The 14692-nt window shown below is 68.9% G+C and carries 15 protein-coding genes; 10 read left to right on the top strand and 5 right to left on the bottom strand.

Translation table 11 applies throughout. From position 1 onward, the window contains the following. Position 1: 1 nt before the first annotated feature. The 8 genes from AC1D0A_RS02165 to AC1D0A_RS02130 are packed head-to-tail and all read left to right on the top strand — an operon-like array spanning position 2 to position 8734. Complete coding sequence (locus AC1D0A_RS02165) at positions 2-559, top strand: (2Fe-2S)-binding protein (RefSeq protein ID WP_476945094.1); 558 nt, start codon at positions 2-4, stop codon at positions 557-559. Then, positions 556-2949, top strand: coding sequence for an aerobic carbon-monoxide dehydrogenase large subunit (locus tag AC1D0A_RS02160; RefSeq protein ID WP_459384834.1), 2394 nt, complete (start codon positions 556-558; stop codon positions 2947-2949). Before AC1D0A_RS02165 ends, AC1D0A_RS02160 begins: the two co-directional genes overlap by 4 nt. Continuing rightward, a complete protein-coding gene (locus AC1D0A_RS02155) occupies positions 2949-3947 on the top strand; it encodes an XdhC family protein (protein ID WP_476945093.1) in 999 nt (332 codons plus the stop codon). The genes AC1D0A_RS02160 and AC1D0A_RS02155 overlap by 1 nt, the downstream gene beginning before the upstream one ends. Continuing rightward, positions 3931-4581 (top strand): nucleotidyltransferase family protein, encoded by a 651-nt coding sequence (locus tag AC1D0A_RS02150; RefSeq protein WP_243177774.1) that lies wholly within the window; start codon positions 3931-3933, stop codon positions 4579-4581. Before AC1D0A_RS02155 ends, AC1D0A_RS02150 begins: the two co-directional genes overlap by 17 nt. Continuing rightward, positions 4578-5501, top strand: a complete 924-nt coding sequence (locus AC1D0A_RS02145) for an AAA family ATPase (RefSeq protein WP_476945092.1) — start codon at positions 4578-4580, stop codon at positions 5499-5501. The genes AC1D0A_RS02150 and AC1D0A_RS02145 overlap by 4 nt, the downstream gene beginning before the upstream one ends. Continuing rightward, the gene (locus tag AC1D0A_RS02140) at positions 5494-6816 is read left to right on the top strand and encodes a vWA domain-containing protein (protein ID WP_476945091.1); all 1323 of its coding nucleotides are present in this window, start codon (positions 5494-5496) and stop codon (positions 6814-6816) included. The genes AC1D0A_RS02145 and AC1D0A_RS02140 overlap by 8 nt, the downstream gene beginning before the upstream one ends. After that, positions 6806-7597, top strand: coding sequence for an SRPBCC family protein (locus AC1D0A_RS02135; RefSeq protein WP_476945090.1), 792 nt, complete (start codon positions 6806-6808; stop codon positions 7595-7597). The genes AC1D0A_RS02140 and AC1D0A_RS02135 overlap by 11 nt, the downstream gene beginning before the upstream one ends. Positions 7598-7606: 9 nt before the next feature. Further along, the gene (locus AC1D0A_RS02130) at positions 7607-8734 is read left to right on the top strand and encodes an XdhC family protein (protein WP_243177781.1); all 1128 of its coding nucleotides are present in this window, start codon (positions 7607-7609) and stop codon (positions 8732-8734) included. 189 nt (positions 8735-8923) lie between these two features. Here AC1D0A_RS02130 and AC1D0A_RS02125 read toward each other — a convergent pair whose 3' ends face one another. After that, positions 8924-9469 (bottom strand): NAD(P)H-dependent oxidoreductase, encoded by a 546-nt coding sequence (locus AC1D0A_RS02125; RefSeq protein WP_243177783.1) that lies wholly within the window; start codon positions 9467-9469, stop codon positions 8924-8926. Continuing rightward, complete coding sequence (locus tag AC1D0A_RS02120) at positions 9466-10335, bottom strand: SDR family NAD(P)-dependent oxidoreductase (RefSeq protein WP_476945089.1); 870 nt, start codon at positions 10333-10335, stop codon at positions 9466-9468. The genes AC1D0A_RS02125 and AC1D0A_RS02120 overlap by 4 nt, the downstream gene beginning before the upstream one ends. Positions 10336-10544: 209 nt before the next feature. Between AC1D0A_RS02120 and AC1D0A_RS02115 the strand changes: the two genes are divergently transcribed. Continuing rightward, positions 10545-11165 carry an L-threonylcarbamoyladenylate synthase gene (locus tag AC1D0A_RS02115; protein ID WP_028276802.1) on the top strand — a complete coding sequence of 207 codons (621 nt, stop codon included), beginning with the start codon at positions 10545-10547 and terminating at the stop codon, positions 11163-11165. A 104-nt stretch (positions 11166-11269) separates the two neighbouring features. Here AC1D0A_RS02115 and AC1D0A_RS02110 read toward each other — a convergent pair whose 3' ends face one another. From AC1D0A_RS02110 to AC1D0A_RS02100, 3 genes are all read right to left on the bottom strand, one after another. Continuing rightward, positions 11270-11533 carry a hypothetical protein gene (locus AC1D0A_RS02110; RefSeq protein ID WP_028276801.1) on the bottom strand — a complete coding sequence of 88 codons (264 nt, stop codon included), beginning with the start codon at positions 11531-11533 and terminating at the stop codon, positions 11270-11272. Positions 11534-11714: 181 nt separating this feature from the next. Beyond that, positions 11715-12653: an AfsR/SARP family transcriptional regulator gene (locus AC1D0A_RS02105; RefSeq protein ID WP_243177785.1), complete on the bottom strand. Its 939-nt coding sequence runs from the start codon at positions 12651-12653 to the stop codon at positions 11715-11717. A gap of 356 nt (positions 12654-13009) precedes the next feature. Further along, entirely contained in the window at positions 13010-13993 is a 984-nt protein-coding gene (locus tag AC1D0A_RS02100) for a S1C family serine protease (RefSeq protein WP_043436053.1), read from the bottom strand. Positions 13994-14177: 184 nt separating this feature from the next. Between AC1D0A_RS02100 and AC1D0A_RS02095 the strand changes: the two genes are divergently transcribed. Further along, entirely contained in the window at positions 14178-14681 is a 504-nt protein-coding gene (locus tag AC1D0A_RS02095; RefSeq protein WP_052355067.1) for an HtaA domain-containing protein, read from the top strand. The last annotated feature ends 11 nt before the right edge of the window (positions 14682-14692 follow it).

The raw sequence follows: 14692 nt of genomic DNA, 5'->3' as shown, positions 1-14692 counted from the left end.
GATGCAGATCAGCATGACCGTGAACGGCGCCGACGTCACGAGCGAGATTGAGCCCCGGGTGCTCCTGGTCCACTACATCCGCGAGGTCCTGGGCCTCACCGGTACTCACTGGGGATGCGACACAAGCAACTGCGGGACGTGCGTGGTCCTGATGGACGGACAGCCCGTGAAGTCCTGCACCGTCCTGGCCGCCATGGCCGCGGGGCACGACATCCGCACCGTCGAGGGGCTGGCCAGCGGCGGCACCCTCGACCCCGTCCAGCAGGGCTTCATGGAAGAGCACGGGCTGCAGTGTGGCTTCTGCACCCCTGGGATGATGCTCACGGCCCGCGCGCTGCTGGATAAGAATCCGCACCCGGACGACGCCGAGATCCGGCAGGCCATTTCCGGGCAGATCTGCCGGTGCACGGGCTACGCGACGATTGTCCGCTCGGTGCAGTGGGCCGCCGCCCATCCGGCCGGCTCCGGCCTGGCCGACACCGCCACCGGCGTCCCGGACACGGACACCGCCGTCCCGGATGTCACGGCGGAGACAGAAGACACGGAGGTGAAGGCATGACCGTCATCCATGACCGGCAGTCAAACCCGGCCGCTGGCGACGAGGACCGCCCCATCGGCTATGGCCGCATTCAGCGCAAGGAAGACCCGCGCTTCGTGCGCGGCAAGGGCCACTACCTGGATGACATCGTGTTGCCGGGGATGCTGCACGGCGCCATCCTGCGCGCTCCGGTCGCGCACGCCCGGCTCGTGTCCATCGACACGACTAACGCCCTCGCGCATCCGAAAGTGGTCGCCGTCATTACCGGCAAGGACCTGTTGGGCCTGAAGCTCGCGTGGGCGCCGACGCTGTCGGCGGATGTCCAGGCCGTGCTGGTGACCGACAAAGTCCGGTTCCAGGGCCAGGAAGTCGCGTTTGTCGTGGCTGAGGACCGTTACGCCGCCCGGGACGCCCTGGAGCTGATCGACGTCGAATACGATGTCCTTCCCCCGCTGGTGGACGCCCGCAAGGCACTGGACGCAGACGCCCCGGTGATCCGCGATGAGATCGAGGGCCGGACGGACAACCGGATCTTCGACTGGGAGATGGGCGACAAGGCCGAAACGGATGCGGTGTTCGCCGCCGCGGATGTTGTGGTCAGCCAGGAGGTCGTCTACCCGCGGGTCCATCCCGCCCCGATGGAGACGTGCGGCGCCGTCGCCGATTTCGACGCCGTCAACGGCAAGCTGACGCTCTACGAGACCACGCAGGCACCGCACGCGCACCGGACCCTGTTCGCGATCGTCGCCGGCATCCCCGAGCACAAGATCCGGATCGTCTCCCCCGATATCGGCGGCGGCTTCGGCAACAAGGTCGGGATCTATCCCGGCTACATCCTCGCCGTCGTCGGTTCGATCGTCTCCGGCCGCCCGGTCAAATGGGTGGAGGACCGCTCCGAAAACCTGATGTCGACCTCGTTCGCCCGGGACTACATCATGCAGGGCGAAATCGCGGCGACCAGGGACGGCAAGATCCTCGCCCTGCGCACCCACGTGCTGGCCGACCACGGCGCGTTCAACGCCACCGCCCAGCCCACCAAGAACCCGGCCGGATTCTTCTCCATCTTCACCGGCAGCTACGACCTCGCGGCCGCCCACTGCTCCGTCACCGGCGTCTATACCAACAAGGCGCCCGGCGGGGTCGCGTACGCGTGCTCGTTCCGGGTCACCGAGGCCGTGTACCTCGTGGAGCGGATGGTCGACATCCTGGCCCGCAAGCTGGACATGGACCCGGCGGAGCTGCGGCTCAAGAACTTCATCAAGCCGGAACAATTCCCCTATGCCAACAAGACCGGCTGGGTCTACGACTCGGGCAACTACGAGGCCGCCATGCGCCTCTCGATGCAGCTCGCCGGATACGAGGACCTCCGCCGCGAGCAGGCCGAGAAACGCGAACGCGGGGAACTCATGGGCATCGGGGTTTCCTTCTTCACGGAAGTCGTCGGAGCCGGGCCCAGGAAGCACTTCGACATTGTGGGCCTCGGCATGGCCGACGGCGCCGAACTGCGCGTCCACCCCACTGGCAAGGCCGTGGTGCGCATCTCGGTGCAGAGCCAGGGCCAGGGCCACGAGACCACCTTCGCCCAGATCGTGGCGGAAGAACTCGGCATCCCGCCGGAGGACATCGAGGTGGTGCACGGGGACACCGACCAGACCCCGTTCGGGTTGGGCACGTACGGCAGCCGTTCGACGCCGGTCAGCGGCGGCGCCGTGGCCCTTGTAGCCCGGAAGGTGCGCGAGAAGGCGAAACTGATCGCCGGGGCGATGCTGGAGACCCGCCCCGAGGACCTCGAATGGGAAAAGGGTCGCTGGTTCGTCAAAGGCGATCCGAGCGTCGGCAAGACCATGGCCGAGATCGCCATGGGCGCCCACGGCACCATTGCCTTGCCTGAGGGCGTTGACGGAAACCTCGACGCCGAGGTCACCTACGACCCGCCGAACCTGACCTTCCCGTTCGGCGCCTACATCTGCGTCGTCGACATCGATCCCGGCACCGGGCAGGTCAAAGTGCGGCGCTTCATCGCGGTGGATGACTGCGGCACCAGGATCAACCCGATGATCATCGAAGGCCAGGTGCATGGCGGGCTGACGGACGGTGTGGGCATGGCCCTGATGGAGATCATCGAATTCGACGAGGACGGCAACTGCCTCGCCGGGTCCTTCATGGACTACCTGATCCCCACGGCCATGGAGGTGCCGGACTGGGAAACCGGATTCACTGTCACGCCCTCCCCGCACCACCCGATTGGGGCGAAGGGCATCGGTGAGTCCGCCACAGTCGGCTCACCGCCGGCGATCGTCAACGCCGTCGTCGATGCCTTGGCGCCGTTCGGCGTCACGCATATGGACATGCCCTGCACCCCGGCCCGCGTCTGGGCTGCCATGCAGGGCCGGGCACGGCCGCCGATCTGATGGCTTCCACCGCAGGATCCCTGGCCGCCAGGGCAGATGAACTCGCCAGCCGCCGCGAGCCGTTCGTCCATGCCACGGTGGTCCGCGCCCAGCATCCGACGAGCGCCCACGCCGGGGACACCGCCCTGGTGCTGCCCAGCGGAGAGATCCACGGCTTTGTGGGCGGAAACTGCGTGGAGGAGTCGGTGCGCGAATACAGCCGGCAGGTCCTGGCCACCCAGGAACCCCTCCTGCTGCGGGTGCTGCCCGGAGAACCGTCCCGCACCGCGGAGGAAGGCGCCGTCGAGGTCACCAACCCGTGCCTGAGCGGCGGGGCGATCGAGATCTTCCTCCAGCCGCGGATTCCGGCGCCCCGGGTCGTGGTGGTGGGCACAACGCCGGTGGCGCAGGCCCTGGAAACGCTCGGCTCCGGCGTCGGCCTCGAAGTCGAACTGACGGACGGCGAATCCGCCGATCCCCGCGGGGATGACGCGGCATTGATTGTCGCCTCGCACGGCAAAGCGGAAGAGCGTGCCCTGGAAGCGGCCCTGCGGGCCGGTGTCCCCTACGTTGCCCTCGTGGCCAGTAGAACCCGCGGCGCCGCCGTCCTGGAGTCCCTCGACGTCGACGACGCCCTGCGGCGGCGGGTTTTCACACCGGCCGGGCTGCAGCTCGGCGCCCGGACCCCCGGGGAGATTGCCCTGTCCATCCTCGCCCAGCTGGTCGGTGAACGGTCCAGGGCGCGGCGCGCCGCCCCGCCCCTGGCGTCCGCKGCCGCGGCGGCCACGAGCTTCGGCACGGAGCCAGTACCATCGGGGCCAGTCCCATCGGAGCCCGTGCCATCCGAGCCTGCACCACCGGAGCCGGCGAGCGCGGTCGACCCGGTGTGCGGCATGTCCGTCCCGGCCCTCGAATCGTCCCTGCACCTGGTTCACGAAGGGGCCGCCGTCTACTTCTGCTCGCCCGGCTGCCGGGCCGCCTTCCGCAAAGATCCGGAACGCTATGCCGTTACGACCTGACCCGTTGCGGGCGGAAGGAAGCCCCGGACCCCGGACCGCCGGCATCATCCTGGCCGCGGGCGGTTCCCGGCGCCTGGGCCGGCCGAAGCAGATGCTGCCTTACGGCGGGGGCGTGCTGCTCGATGCCGTCCTGGCGACTGCCCGGGACTGCGCCTTCGGCCAGACGGTGCTGGCCCTGGGCGGCGCAGCGGCCGAGGTGGAGCGCACCGTGGACACCAGCGGCTGCGATGTGGTGCTCAACCCGGACTTCGGCGAAGGGTGCGCGTCCTCGATCGCCACGGCGCTCGCCGTCCTCCATCCGGACACCGGCGCCGTCGTCCTGCTGCTCGGCGATCAGCCCGGTGTCCGGGCCGCGAGCGTCCGGGCAGTGCTTGGCGCCCTGCAGCCCACTTCTGCGCGCGCTGCCGGCATCGCGGTGTGCCGCTACGACGACGGCGTGGGCCACCCGATGGCGTTTGCCCGGCGCCTGCTGCCGGACCTGGCCGCCCTGCACGGGGACAAAGCCGTCTGGAAGCTCCTGGCACAGCGGGCAGACGACGTCGTCGAGGTCCGTACACCCGGCCCCGTCCCCCCGGACGTCGACACCGAAGACGACTACCGGCGCCTCCTTGCCGGGCTGCTGGGGGCCCTATGACGGCGGCGGCGCGGGCCGGCGCGGAGGAGGACGTGCGGCGCCGGGTCCCGGATGTCGGATCGCTGATGGCCGCGCTGGACCGGACCAACTACCTGGCTGACGTCGGACTGGCGACGGCCCTGTTCCTGGCTGTCCGCCTGCCGCAGCCCATCCTGCTCGAGGGCGAGGCGGGGGTCGGGAAGACGGAGGCCGCGAAGGCGCTGGCCGAGCTCCTCGACACCCCGCTGTACCGGCTGCAGTGCTATGAGGGAATCGACGCCGGTGAGGCCCTCTATGAGTGGAACCACCAGCGCCAGCTGCTCGGCATCCGGCTGGCCGAAGTCCGCGACACCGAGGTCACGGAAACGGACCTGTTTGCCTCCCAGTACCTGCTGCGGCGCCCGCTCCTGCAGGCGCTGGAACATCCCGGCCCGCGGCCTGCCGTGCTGCTCCTGGACGAGATCGACCGCGCCGACGCCGAATTCGAGGCTTTCACCTTTGAACTGCTGGCCGAATCCGCCGTCACCATCCCGGAGCTGGGCACAATCCGCGCCACCCATCCCCCCATCGTGATCCTGACCTCCAACCGGACCCGGGACCTTCACGACGCCCTGACCCGCCGCTGCCTGTACCACTGGATCGACTACCCGGGACCCGCCCGGATCGCCGAGATCGTGCGCCGCCGGGTTCCTGCCAGCAGCGGCCCGCTGGCCCTCCAGGCCGCGGCCGTCATCACCCGGCTGCGCACCCTGGACCTCGCCAAGCCGCCCGGGATCTCCGAGGCAATCGACTGGGTCTCGGCCCTGGCCGTGCTGGGGGTGAAGCGGATCGACCCCGGCACCACCGAGCAGACGTGGGGCTCCATCGTCAAGAACCGCGATGACCTCGAACTCGTCGGCTCCCGCGGCGCGGCCTGGCTCGTGGGCGGCACCGATGGTTGAAGACAACGGCCCCGCCCAAAACAACAGTGCCACCGATCAGCCACCTCAGCCGCCACTGGTCGAGGCGGCCGCCTTGTCCGCCGCGTTCGTCACGGCCATCCGGAGGGCCGGCCTGGCGACCTCGCCGGACCGGGCGGCGCGGCTGGCCGAGGCGCTCCACCTGATCCCCCCGGCCCGGCTTGAGCAGCTCTACTGGACCTGCCGCGTGGTGCTCGTGTCGGCCCGCGAAGAAGTGCCCGTGTTCGATGCCGTCTTCGCGGCCGTGTTCCGCGCGAACGCCGCCCCCGCCCAGCCGGGCAGCGTGCCCGGCGCGGCAGCGGCGCCTCCCGCACCGGCGCCTCCCGCACCGGCGCTCCGGACCAGGCCCGCAGCGCCAGGGAGCCAGACGCCGGGCCCGGCCCCCGGGACGCCGCAGTGGCCGCGCCTGGCCTTCCCCGGCCGGGACGGCTCCGCGGAGGACGGCCGCACGGACCGGGAGGCCGTCCTTGCCATGGTTTCCGCGGACGAACACCTGCAGGTGACATCCTTTGCCGAGCTTTCCGCCGAGGAAGTAGCGGAGGTACGGCGGCTGGCGGCGGCGCTGCAGCTCGCGACGCCGCTGCGCCTGAGCCGGCGCACGCGCACGTCGGCCCACAACACGGCGAGCCTGGACGTCCGGGCGACAGTGCGCGCCGCCCGGCGGTCCGGGACCGACGCCCCGGCGCTGCTCTATGCCCGCCGGCGCGAGCAGCGCCGCAAACTGGTGTTGCTCTGCGATGTTTCGGGATCGATGGATCCCTACTCCCGGGTCTTCGTATCCTTCCTGCAGGGCGCCGTGACCCGGGCCGGGGCGGAAGCCTTTGTCTTCTCCACCAGGCTGACCAGGCTGACACGGCAACTGGCCCTGCGTGATCCGGACCAGGCCCTGGCCCGCGCCGCTGTCTCCGCGCCGGACCGGGCCAGCGGAACCCGGATCGCCGAATGCCTCCGGCGCTTCGTCGACGAACACGGCCGCCGCGGACTGGCGCGGGGCGCTGTGGTGGTGGTGTTTTCGGACGGCTGGGCCTACGAGGATCCGGAACAGGTCGCGGCGCAGATGGCCCGCCTGCGCCGGCTCGCCCACCGGATCATCTGGGTGAATCCGCGCAAGGCAGCCCCGCAGTACCGGCCCCTCGTCGGCGGCATGGCGGCAGCCCTGCCCTACTGCGACGCCTTCGTCAGCGGCCACAGCTACCGGGCCTTGGCGCAGGTGGCTGCCGCCATTCGCGGCGAGGGGCCGCCTTCACAGGACACGCACGAACGAGCGAGAGGCAAGGAACCAGCCCATGCACATTGACAGCACGTTCTCGGTGGTCGCACCGATAAGCCAGGTGTGGGACACGCTGATGGACTTCGAACGGGTGGCCGGCTGCCTTCCGGGGGCCAGGATCCTGAACAAGCTCACGGACGACGCCTACCAAGTGGGCATGACGGTAAAGCTCGGCCCGGTCACGATGCAATACAAGGGCCTGCTGAACGTCATTGAACGAAACGCCCCGGAACATCGTGCGGTCCTTGGCGGCAAGGCCCAGGAGACGCGCGGACAAGGCACCGCCGAGGCCACCGTCACCCTGGTGCTGGCCGAAGACGGAGCGGCCACACGGGGTTCCGTCAGCGCAGACCTGGCGCTGTCTGGCAAGGCAGCGGCCATGGGCAAGGGGGTGATCGGCAGCGTCACTGAGCAGATGATGTCGCTCTTCGCGAAAAATCTGCAGGCCATGCTCACTGAGGCAGCACCCCCTGCGCAGGAAGCCCCTGCCGGACCGACCCCTGCGGCGGTCCCCGGACCCACCCCGGCTCCGGTCCCCGCGTCGGCGCCGGAACCGGTCCCTGTGCCTGTCTCAGCGGCGGCTGCGCCCGACGGCAGCCTGGATGCGCTGAGCCTCGCCAAGGGAATCGCGGCGGAGGCCGCGCCGGACGGCAGCCTGGATGCGCTGAGCCTCGCCAAGGGAATCGCGGCGGAGCAATTGGCCAGCCCGGTGAAGGTCCTCGGCGTTATCGCCGTCGTGGCGTGCATCGCGTACTGGGCCGGCCGGCGTTCGGCGTTCCGGCTGCTCCGGCTGTGCGGCAGGCTCTGAGGAGCGCCGATGCGTGATGTCCTCGCGGCCATGTTGCCCGACTGGCGAAGCGGTGCCACGGCAGGCCTGGCCACCGTCGTGAGCACATTCCGATCTGCGCCCCGGCTCCCGGGGGCGGCGATGCTGGTGACGGCCGGCGGCGAGGCCGTGGGATCCGTCTCCGGCGGCTGCGTCGAGGGGGCCGTGTACGAGCTCGCCACCCAGGTCAAGGACGACGGCGTGCCGGCCCTGGTGCGCTACGGGATCAGCGATGACGATGCCTTTGCCGTGGGCCTGACCTGCGGTGGAATCATCGATATCTTCGTCGAACCTGTTTCCCGGCACCGCTTTGCCGAACTCGACGCCGTCGCGCAGGACATCACCGCCGGGCGCCGCGTGGGCGTCGCCACGATCATCGAACACCCGGATGCCGGCCGCGTGGGGCGGCACCTGGTTGTCAGGCCGGACGGTTGCGGGGGTGACCTGGGCTCGGACCGGACCAACCGCGCCGTCGGCGACGACACCCAGGGTCTTCTCGCCGCCGGCCGGACGGGCATCCTGAACTACGGTGTGGACGGCGAGCGGCTGGACACCGGCATGCGCGTCTTCTTTGCCAGCTATGCGCCGCCGCCGCGCATGCTCGTTTTCGGCGCCATTGACTTCGCCGCGGCGCTGGCGCGGCTGGGCGCGTTCCTGGGCTACCGGGTGACCGTCTGTGATGCGCGGTCCGTATTCGCGACGCCGGCGCGATTCCCCGACGCCGCCGAGGTGGTCAACGCGTGGCCACACCGGTACCTAAGCGAGCAGTTTGCCCAAGGCCTGCTGGATTCCAGGGCTGTGCTCTGCGTCCTGACCCACGACCCGAAGTTCGACATCCCCGTCCTTGAGGTGGCCCTGCGCGGCAGCCCCGTGGCCTTTATCGGCGCCATGGGATCCCGGCGCACGCACGAGGACAGGATGGCACGGCTTCGGCAGACGGGACTGACTGAGGCCGAGTTGTCCAGGCTTCACAGTCCTGTCGGCCTGGACCTGGGCGCCCGCACCCCGGAGGAAACGGCGGTGTCCATCGCGGCAGAGTTCATCGCCCAGCAGTGGAGCGGCAGCGGGGAGCCGTTGCGGCAGCTCGGCGAACGGATCCACCACGACGAGCAGTTGTGACTGTGTGGACATGACGGCGGACGAGGCCCTGCGCTGGACGCTGGCGGTGCTGCTGCTGGCGGCAACGGGCTACCCGGCCGGGCAAAGCCTGTGCGGAGCCGGGCCGGCGGGTCTGCTTTCATGTCCGCCGCCCAGGCCGCCTGACCGCCGCTCCCCCCGGTGCGTCTGATCCGACGCACCGGATTCCGGCTACCGCGCGGCGACCGACGCGGGAGCCAGCAGTTCTCGGTACCGGGCGGCGTGCCGGCCGAGTTCGTCGGCGTCCACCCGGGGTGCCGAATGCAGGATGAGTGGCTGGGCCATCTCCAGGCCGCACAAGTGCGCGGTCGCGTCGAGGGGGCGCAGGAGCTCCTCCATCGTGAAGCGGTTGTGTCCTGCCGGCGCGTAGGACGATTCAGGGCCGCCGGTCGACAGCACCAGCTGGAGCCGCTTTCCGTGGAGGGCGTCGCCTCCGGCGCCGTACGCGAAGCCGTAGGTGAGCACCTGGTCCATCCACTCCTTCAGGACCCCCGGGACGGAGTACCAGTGCCACGGGAACTGCCAGACGATGGTGTCGTGCCCGCGCAGCAATTCCTGTTCCCGGGCGGTGTCGAACCGCCGGTCCGGGTGGGCGGCGGAGAGGTCATGCACCGTCACGTGCTCCAAGTCCATGATGGCTGAGGTGAGGTGCGCGGTGATCCGCGAGCTTTCCAGGTCGGGGTGGGCAACAAGGACGAGCGTGCGCTGTGGGGTCATGGAAGGTTCGTGCTTCTTTCAGAGTCGGATTCGAGGCCGACCAGAGCCGAGCTGACCTGCCAGAGGCGGTCAATATCGGACTGGCTGTAGCTGCGTTTTGATGATTTCTTGGGAGTGCTGTTGGCAAAGTATTGGCCGGTGACGTTTTCGACCTCCGGCGCCGAGGCAAGGTAGATGGAGGTCCGGGCGCCCTGCTCCGGGGTTTTCATCCACCGCTGAACCAGCGGTGTCAGGAACTCTTGCAGCCGGCCCGGATCTTCGGCTCCGAACGCCGTCGCCACGACTCCGGGGTGGAGCACATTTGCGGTGACGTGGGTGCCGGAGAGACGTGCGGCGAGTCCGTAAGTGAACAAGACGTTGGCCAATTTCGACTGGTTGTACGCCCGCTGCCCCGAGTAGGACCGTTCGGCCAGCAGGTCCGCGAAGTCCATCCGGGCCATGGCCTGGGCGCCGGACGAGACCGTTACGATCCGCGCCGGTCCGCTCTCCTTCAACCGTTCAAGGAGAAGGTTGGTGAGCAGGAAAGGAGCAAGGTGGTTAAGGGCGAAGGTGTACTCAAGTCCATCCACGGTGACGCGGCGGGTGTTCCAGAATCCGCCCACATTGTTGACCAGCACATCGAGGCGGTCCAAGGTATTCAGCACCTCGTCGGCCAGCCTGCGGACTTCCCGTTGGGAGGAGAGATCGGCGGTGAACACCTCGACGGGGGCCGACGCCACAGCCCGGATCTCCTCAGCTGCCCGCGATGCCCTGTCAGCGTTGCGTCCAGTGATGGCAACCCGCGCACCCAGGGCGGCCAGACCCAGAGCCGTGGCCTTGCCGATCCCGCCGGTGCCTCCGGTGATCAGAACTGTCTTTCCTGCCATTGACAGCATTCGGTTCTCGCTCTCGGTGTTCGTTGCCGCAAACCTGCATGAGTGGGGTGTAGACAGGTTTGTCTACACCGGAATGAAAGTATCAGACAGAACTGTCTGTGCACAAGCAGCGGCCGGCCCCGCTCCGCCGCGGGACATTCGGGTCGGCTGACGGGCTCCGCTGTGGTCGTCCGGGCGGCCGCCGGGCGTATGCTCTTGGCATGGCGAGATACTTCGATGTGCACCCCGAGAACCCCCAGCCCCGTTCGATCCTCCAGGCGGTGGACATCGTGCGCTCAGGCGGCCTGATCGCTTACCCCACGGATTCCTGCTACGCGCTGGGCGCTCAGCTGGGTAACCGGGAGGCCCTGGACCGGATCCGGACCATCCGGCAGTTGGACGGCAAACATCATTTCACCCTCGTCTGCAAGGACTTCGCCCAGTTGGGCCAGTTCGTCCAGATCGACAACGATGTGTTCCGCAGCATCAAGGCCGTCACGCCCGGCAGCTATACCTTCATCCTGCCGGCGACCAGGGAGGTCCCGAAACGGCTGCTGCACCCGAAGAAAAAGACTGTTGGCGTGCGCATTCCGGACAACCACGTCGTGCAGGCGCTGCTCGCTGAGCTTGGCGAGCCGCTGCTGTCGAGCACTTTGCTGCTTCCCGATGAGGAAGAGCCACTCACTCAGGGGTGGGAGATCAAGGAACGCCTGGACCACGTGGTGGACGCCGTGATCGATTCCGGCGACTGTGGTGCCGAGCCAACCACTGTGATCGACTACTCCAGCGGCGTCGCAGAAATCGTCCGGCGCGGCATGGGTGATCCGTCGCGCTTCGAGTAACAGTCGCGCTTCGGTTGACAGAGGGCGCCGGCAGCGGCATGGCGCCGGCTGGCTGACCGGGCGCCGGGATGGACCGGGCGCCGGGATAGGCCAGGCGGGGCGGACTAGGCGGATTCCGCCGCAGCCGCCTGCCGGTTCCGCAGCCACCGGCGCACGAGGTCGATGGCGGCGACAAGCCCGGCCAGGGGCGAGAGCACCGCTGCGGCGTAGACGAACATCATCCACGTCAGGGTGGTCACCGGGCTTTGGCGGGTGCTTAGGAGGGACAGTCCGCCGAAGAGGCCCAGGACCCAGAACAGGATGACTCCGGACAGCACAGCGGCTGCGGGGAAGTACTCGTTCGTGACGACTTTCTTCAAGGTTTCCATGGGCCCTCCTCACGCCCGGCGGTGGGACTGCCCGCCGGGGATGTTCCCAGTATGAGGCCCGGCGCGGCGGAATTCCCCGAGAATCCCGGCCACGTGACGAAGCTAACGCCCGCGTCCCTGTGGCGGCCATCTCGGTCATCAATTCGGCGCCGCCGGTCCAACGGTGGCGGCCCCGCGGGGGTCAGACCGCGGCCCGGACGCGCTGGAGGAAGGAATCAAGCACCCGCCCGGCGTTCTCATGCATGCGCCGGGACTCCGCCGCCGGCAGCTGCCGGCTCTTGGGCCCGTTCAACCGCTCACCCAGATAGAGCAGCGCCGCCAGTACCTCGGAGAGTTCGGAGTTGCTTTCCGCGCGCTGCCGCAGTAGCCGCAGATGCGCTTCCTGCAGGGCCGGACCGGGGCTGCAGCCAAGGTCGCGGTCGAAGAGCCGCCGGCAGCGGTCATACGCCGCGAGGCCCTCCGCCGGCAGGCCTGCCTGTTCATAGGCGGTCACCAGCACCGTCCAGGCCCGCTCGTTCAGGGGCTCCGCGCGAATGGCAGCCTGGACCAGGTTGACGGCATCGTCTGGTTTGTCCAGCAGAGCCGCCGTTTCTGCCGCGAGGATCTGCAGCGCCACCTTCTCGGCTGCATGGCGTGCGCGCGCCTCTTCGGCCCAGTCGGAGGCAAGTTCGAACCCGAGCAGCGGCTCGGCGGAAATCTCCAGGGCCTCGAGCATTAGGGGGTAGGCCTCCGCCGGAGCCAGCTCACCGGCGTCGCGGACCAGGTCCCGGAACCGGAACAGATCGAGGTCCACGAGCGTAGGATCCAGGACGTAGCCACTGTTGGCCGTGCGGAGCGGGCCGGTCTTGGTCTGCCCCGGCTGGATGGCACGGCGGATACCGCTGATATAGCTCTCGAGGGTCGCAACGGAGCCGTCACTGGCTCCGGCGCCCCAGAGAAGATCGATCAGGCGGGTCTTGGACACGGGCGTGCCAAGGTTCAGGAGAAGGATTTCCAGTATGTGCCGGGGCTTGCATCCGCCCATGTCGGCGGCGGTGAGCGCCACGCCGTCCCGGCGCACTTCGAATGATCCGAAGAGGCGGACCGAAATGGAAGGTGCTGTTTCCTTTGGGCTATCCACGATGTTCTCCGATTTCCCCAGGTAAAACGAACTTAATCGTCTATGGAGAGCCGGATCAACATCGAAACCAGGCCGTACTGAGGCTCTGTTCCCTCCGGCTTTCCAATGACACCGTGACACGCCCGGCGGGGCGCAACAAGGCATGCCGCTACCCGATCTTTCGCCCAAAGAAAGACGCGTACAGGGGTCAGTACCGCTGAGTAAGCGCGCGGAGCGGAGGGCAGGTGATTGCGGCGCCAACCAAGTAATTCCGCGGGCCGCCGCTATGCGGACCCAAGTAGTTTAGCCGGGCAGCGATTAGGCCCCCGGCGGGCAAATTCCAGCGGGTTGAAACCGCCGGTCCGGACCGGGTTTCCCTACTGGTTATCGGTCATCTCGGCGGGCACGGCCACCAGTCGCAGGTCCGCGCCGTCCCGGAGCACGGCAAGGTCCAGCGGCTCCCCGATCGCTTCGGCGAACAGCAGTTTCTGCAGGCTCTCGGCGTTGGACACATACATGTGTCCGACCTTCAGGAGGATGTCGCCGGTCCGTAGCCCGGCCCGCTCGGCGGGGGAATCCGGGAGGACTTCGACCACGAGCAGGCCCTCCCTGCGGCCCGTCCGGACGACGGCGCTCGGCTGCAACTGGATCGGTGTGTTGACCAGGCCCAGGTAGGCCCGGCGGACGCGGCCGTCCTTGAGCAGCGACGCGATGATCCGCCGGGACGTCGCGTTGATGGGAACGGCCAGCCCGAGCCCAACACCGGCCACGGCCGTATTGATGCCGACGATCCGCCCGCGGGCGTCTGCCAGCGCCCCGCCGGAGCTGCCGGGGTTGAGGGCCGCGTCGGTCTGGATGACGTCCTCGATCACGCGCCGGCTCCGTCCGGACCAGACCGGGATCGAACGGCCCAAGCCGCTGACCACGCCGGCGGTGACGGAGCCGGCGAGCCCGAGCGGATTGCCCACGGCGATGACCAGCTGGCCGACCCGGAGGGACTCGGCGTCGCCGAGTTCAGCCGGCGCCGCGGTGGGTGCCCTGCCGTGGACCACGGCAAGATCGGAGAGCGGGTCGGCGCCCACCACGTCAACGGCCGTGCTGGTGCCGTCGGCGAAGACTGCGTGGCCGGACTGGGCGCCACCCACCACGTGGGCATTCGTCAGCAGATATCCGTCCGTGGTGAACAGCACGGCCGAGCCCGCACCGACCCTCACCCTGCCGTTGCGCCCGTTGCCGGTCACCTCGAGCGCGGCGACGTGCTGGGTGACAGCCTCGGCCACGCGGATGACCGTTGCGGAATATGAATCCAACGGGTCTTCGGACACATCGGATCCGGAAACCCTGCTGATGGACGCGGCCACGGTGCACCTCCTGCTAAACGGTACTCATCCAAGTCAACCACCGCCGTCCCGGGAGTAGTCCTGGCGGGCCTACGCCGTCAGAGAAATACTTAGGATGAAGCGGCGGCGGTGCAACAGTTCAGCCCGGCGCGGATCCGCGGCTAGGCTCGGATGTAGATCCGCCCGACAGCCCAGGAGAACCCACGTGACACCAACGTCCGCCTCCCCCGCCCCGCTGCCCCTGCCGGGTCTGACCTGGGGTATCAAACGCAGCTTTATGGATTACATTTCGGGACTCCCGGACGGTGCTGTTTCCGCAGCCGACGGCGCCACGGTCACTGCGTCCGGAGAGTTCTGCTTCGCTCCCGCCGGCTCCGAGTACGATCCCGCCAGCGGCACCGGATTGCTGCGGTTCCGCGGCGATGTCCGCGTCGCCGGTCACCACGGAATGATGTTCGTCCGGCTGCTGGATCCATGGGTCGAGTTCGCGGCCGGGCACGGGGTCCTGTCCATCAGCACGGGCGACGGCGGCGGGACGGACCGCTCGGATGTCGGCACCCTGCGCACTGCCGCGCCCCGCAACATGGAGGGGTTTCTCGTCTGGGAGCGCGTCGAGGTCGCCGTCTCCCAGGCCGGTTCGGAACTTTTCGACGGCCAGTACGCCGACGGCCAGGCGATGGACCCCCTGGTCATCCGGGTGCCGGCGTAGTCAGGACGGTC

This window comes from Arthrobacter sp. P1_D4, from assembly GCF_056406115.1.
Note: the sequence above shows the minus strand (reverse complement) of the source record. Positions and strands in the feature narration are given on the sequence as shown.

Bases quoted from the DNA above. Each gene is read 5' to 3' on its own strand.
- AC1D0A_RS02140 (WP_476945091.1), top strand. From the start codon at position 5,494: ATGGTTGAAGACAACGGCCCCGCCCAAAACAACAGTGCCACCGATCAG.
- AC1D0A_RS02125 (WP_243177783.1), bottom strand. From the start codon at position 9,469: ATGACCCCACAGCGCACGCTCGTCCTTGTTGCCCACCCCGACCTGGAA.
- AC1D0A_RS02165 (WP_476945094.1), top strand. From the start codon at position 2: ATGCAGATCAGCATGACCGTGAACGGCGCCGACGTCACGAGCGAGATT.
- AC1D0A_RS02120 (WP_476945089.1), bottom strand. From the start codon at position 10,335: ATGGCAGGAAAGACAGTTCTGATCACCGGAGGCACCGGCGGGATCGGC.
- AC1D0A_RS02160 (WP_459384834.1), top strand. From the start codon at position 556: ATGACCGTCATCCATGACCGGCAGTCAAACCCGGCCGCTGGCGACGAG.
- AC1D0A_RS02145 (WP_476945092.1), top strand. From the start codon at position 4,578: ATGACGGCGGCGGCGCGGGCCGGCGCGGAGGAGGACGTGCGGCGCCGG.
- AC1D0A_RS02130 (WP_243177781.1), top strand. From the start codon at position 7,607: ATGCGTGATGTCCTCGCGGCCATGTTGCCCGACTGGCGAAGCGGTGCC.
- AC1D0A_RS02150 (WP_243177774.1), top strand. From the start codon at position 3,931: ATGCCGTTACGACCTGACCCGTTGCGGGCGGAAGGAAGCCCCGGACCC.
- AC1D0A_RS02115 (WP_028276802.1), top strand. From the start codon at position 10,545: ATGGCGAGATACTTCGATGTGCACCCCGAGAACCCCCAGCCCCGTTCG.
- AC1D0A_RS02110 (WP_028276801.1), bottom strand. From the start codon at position 11,533: ATGGAAACCTTGAAGAAAGTCGTCACGAACGAGTACTTCCCCGCAGCC.
- AC1D0A_RS02135 (WP_476945090.1), top strand. From the start codon at position 6,806: ATGCACATTGACAGCACGTTCTCGGTGGTCGCACCGATAAGCCAGGTG.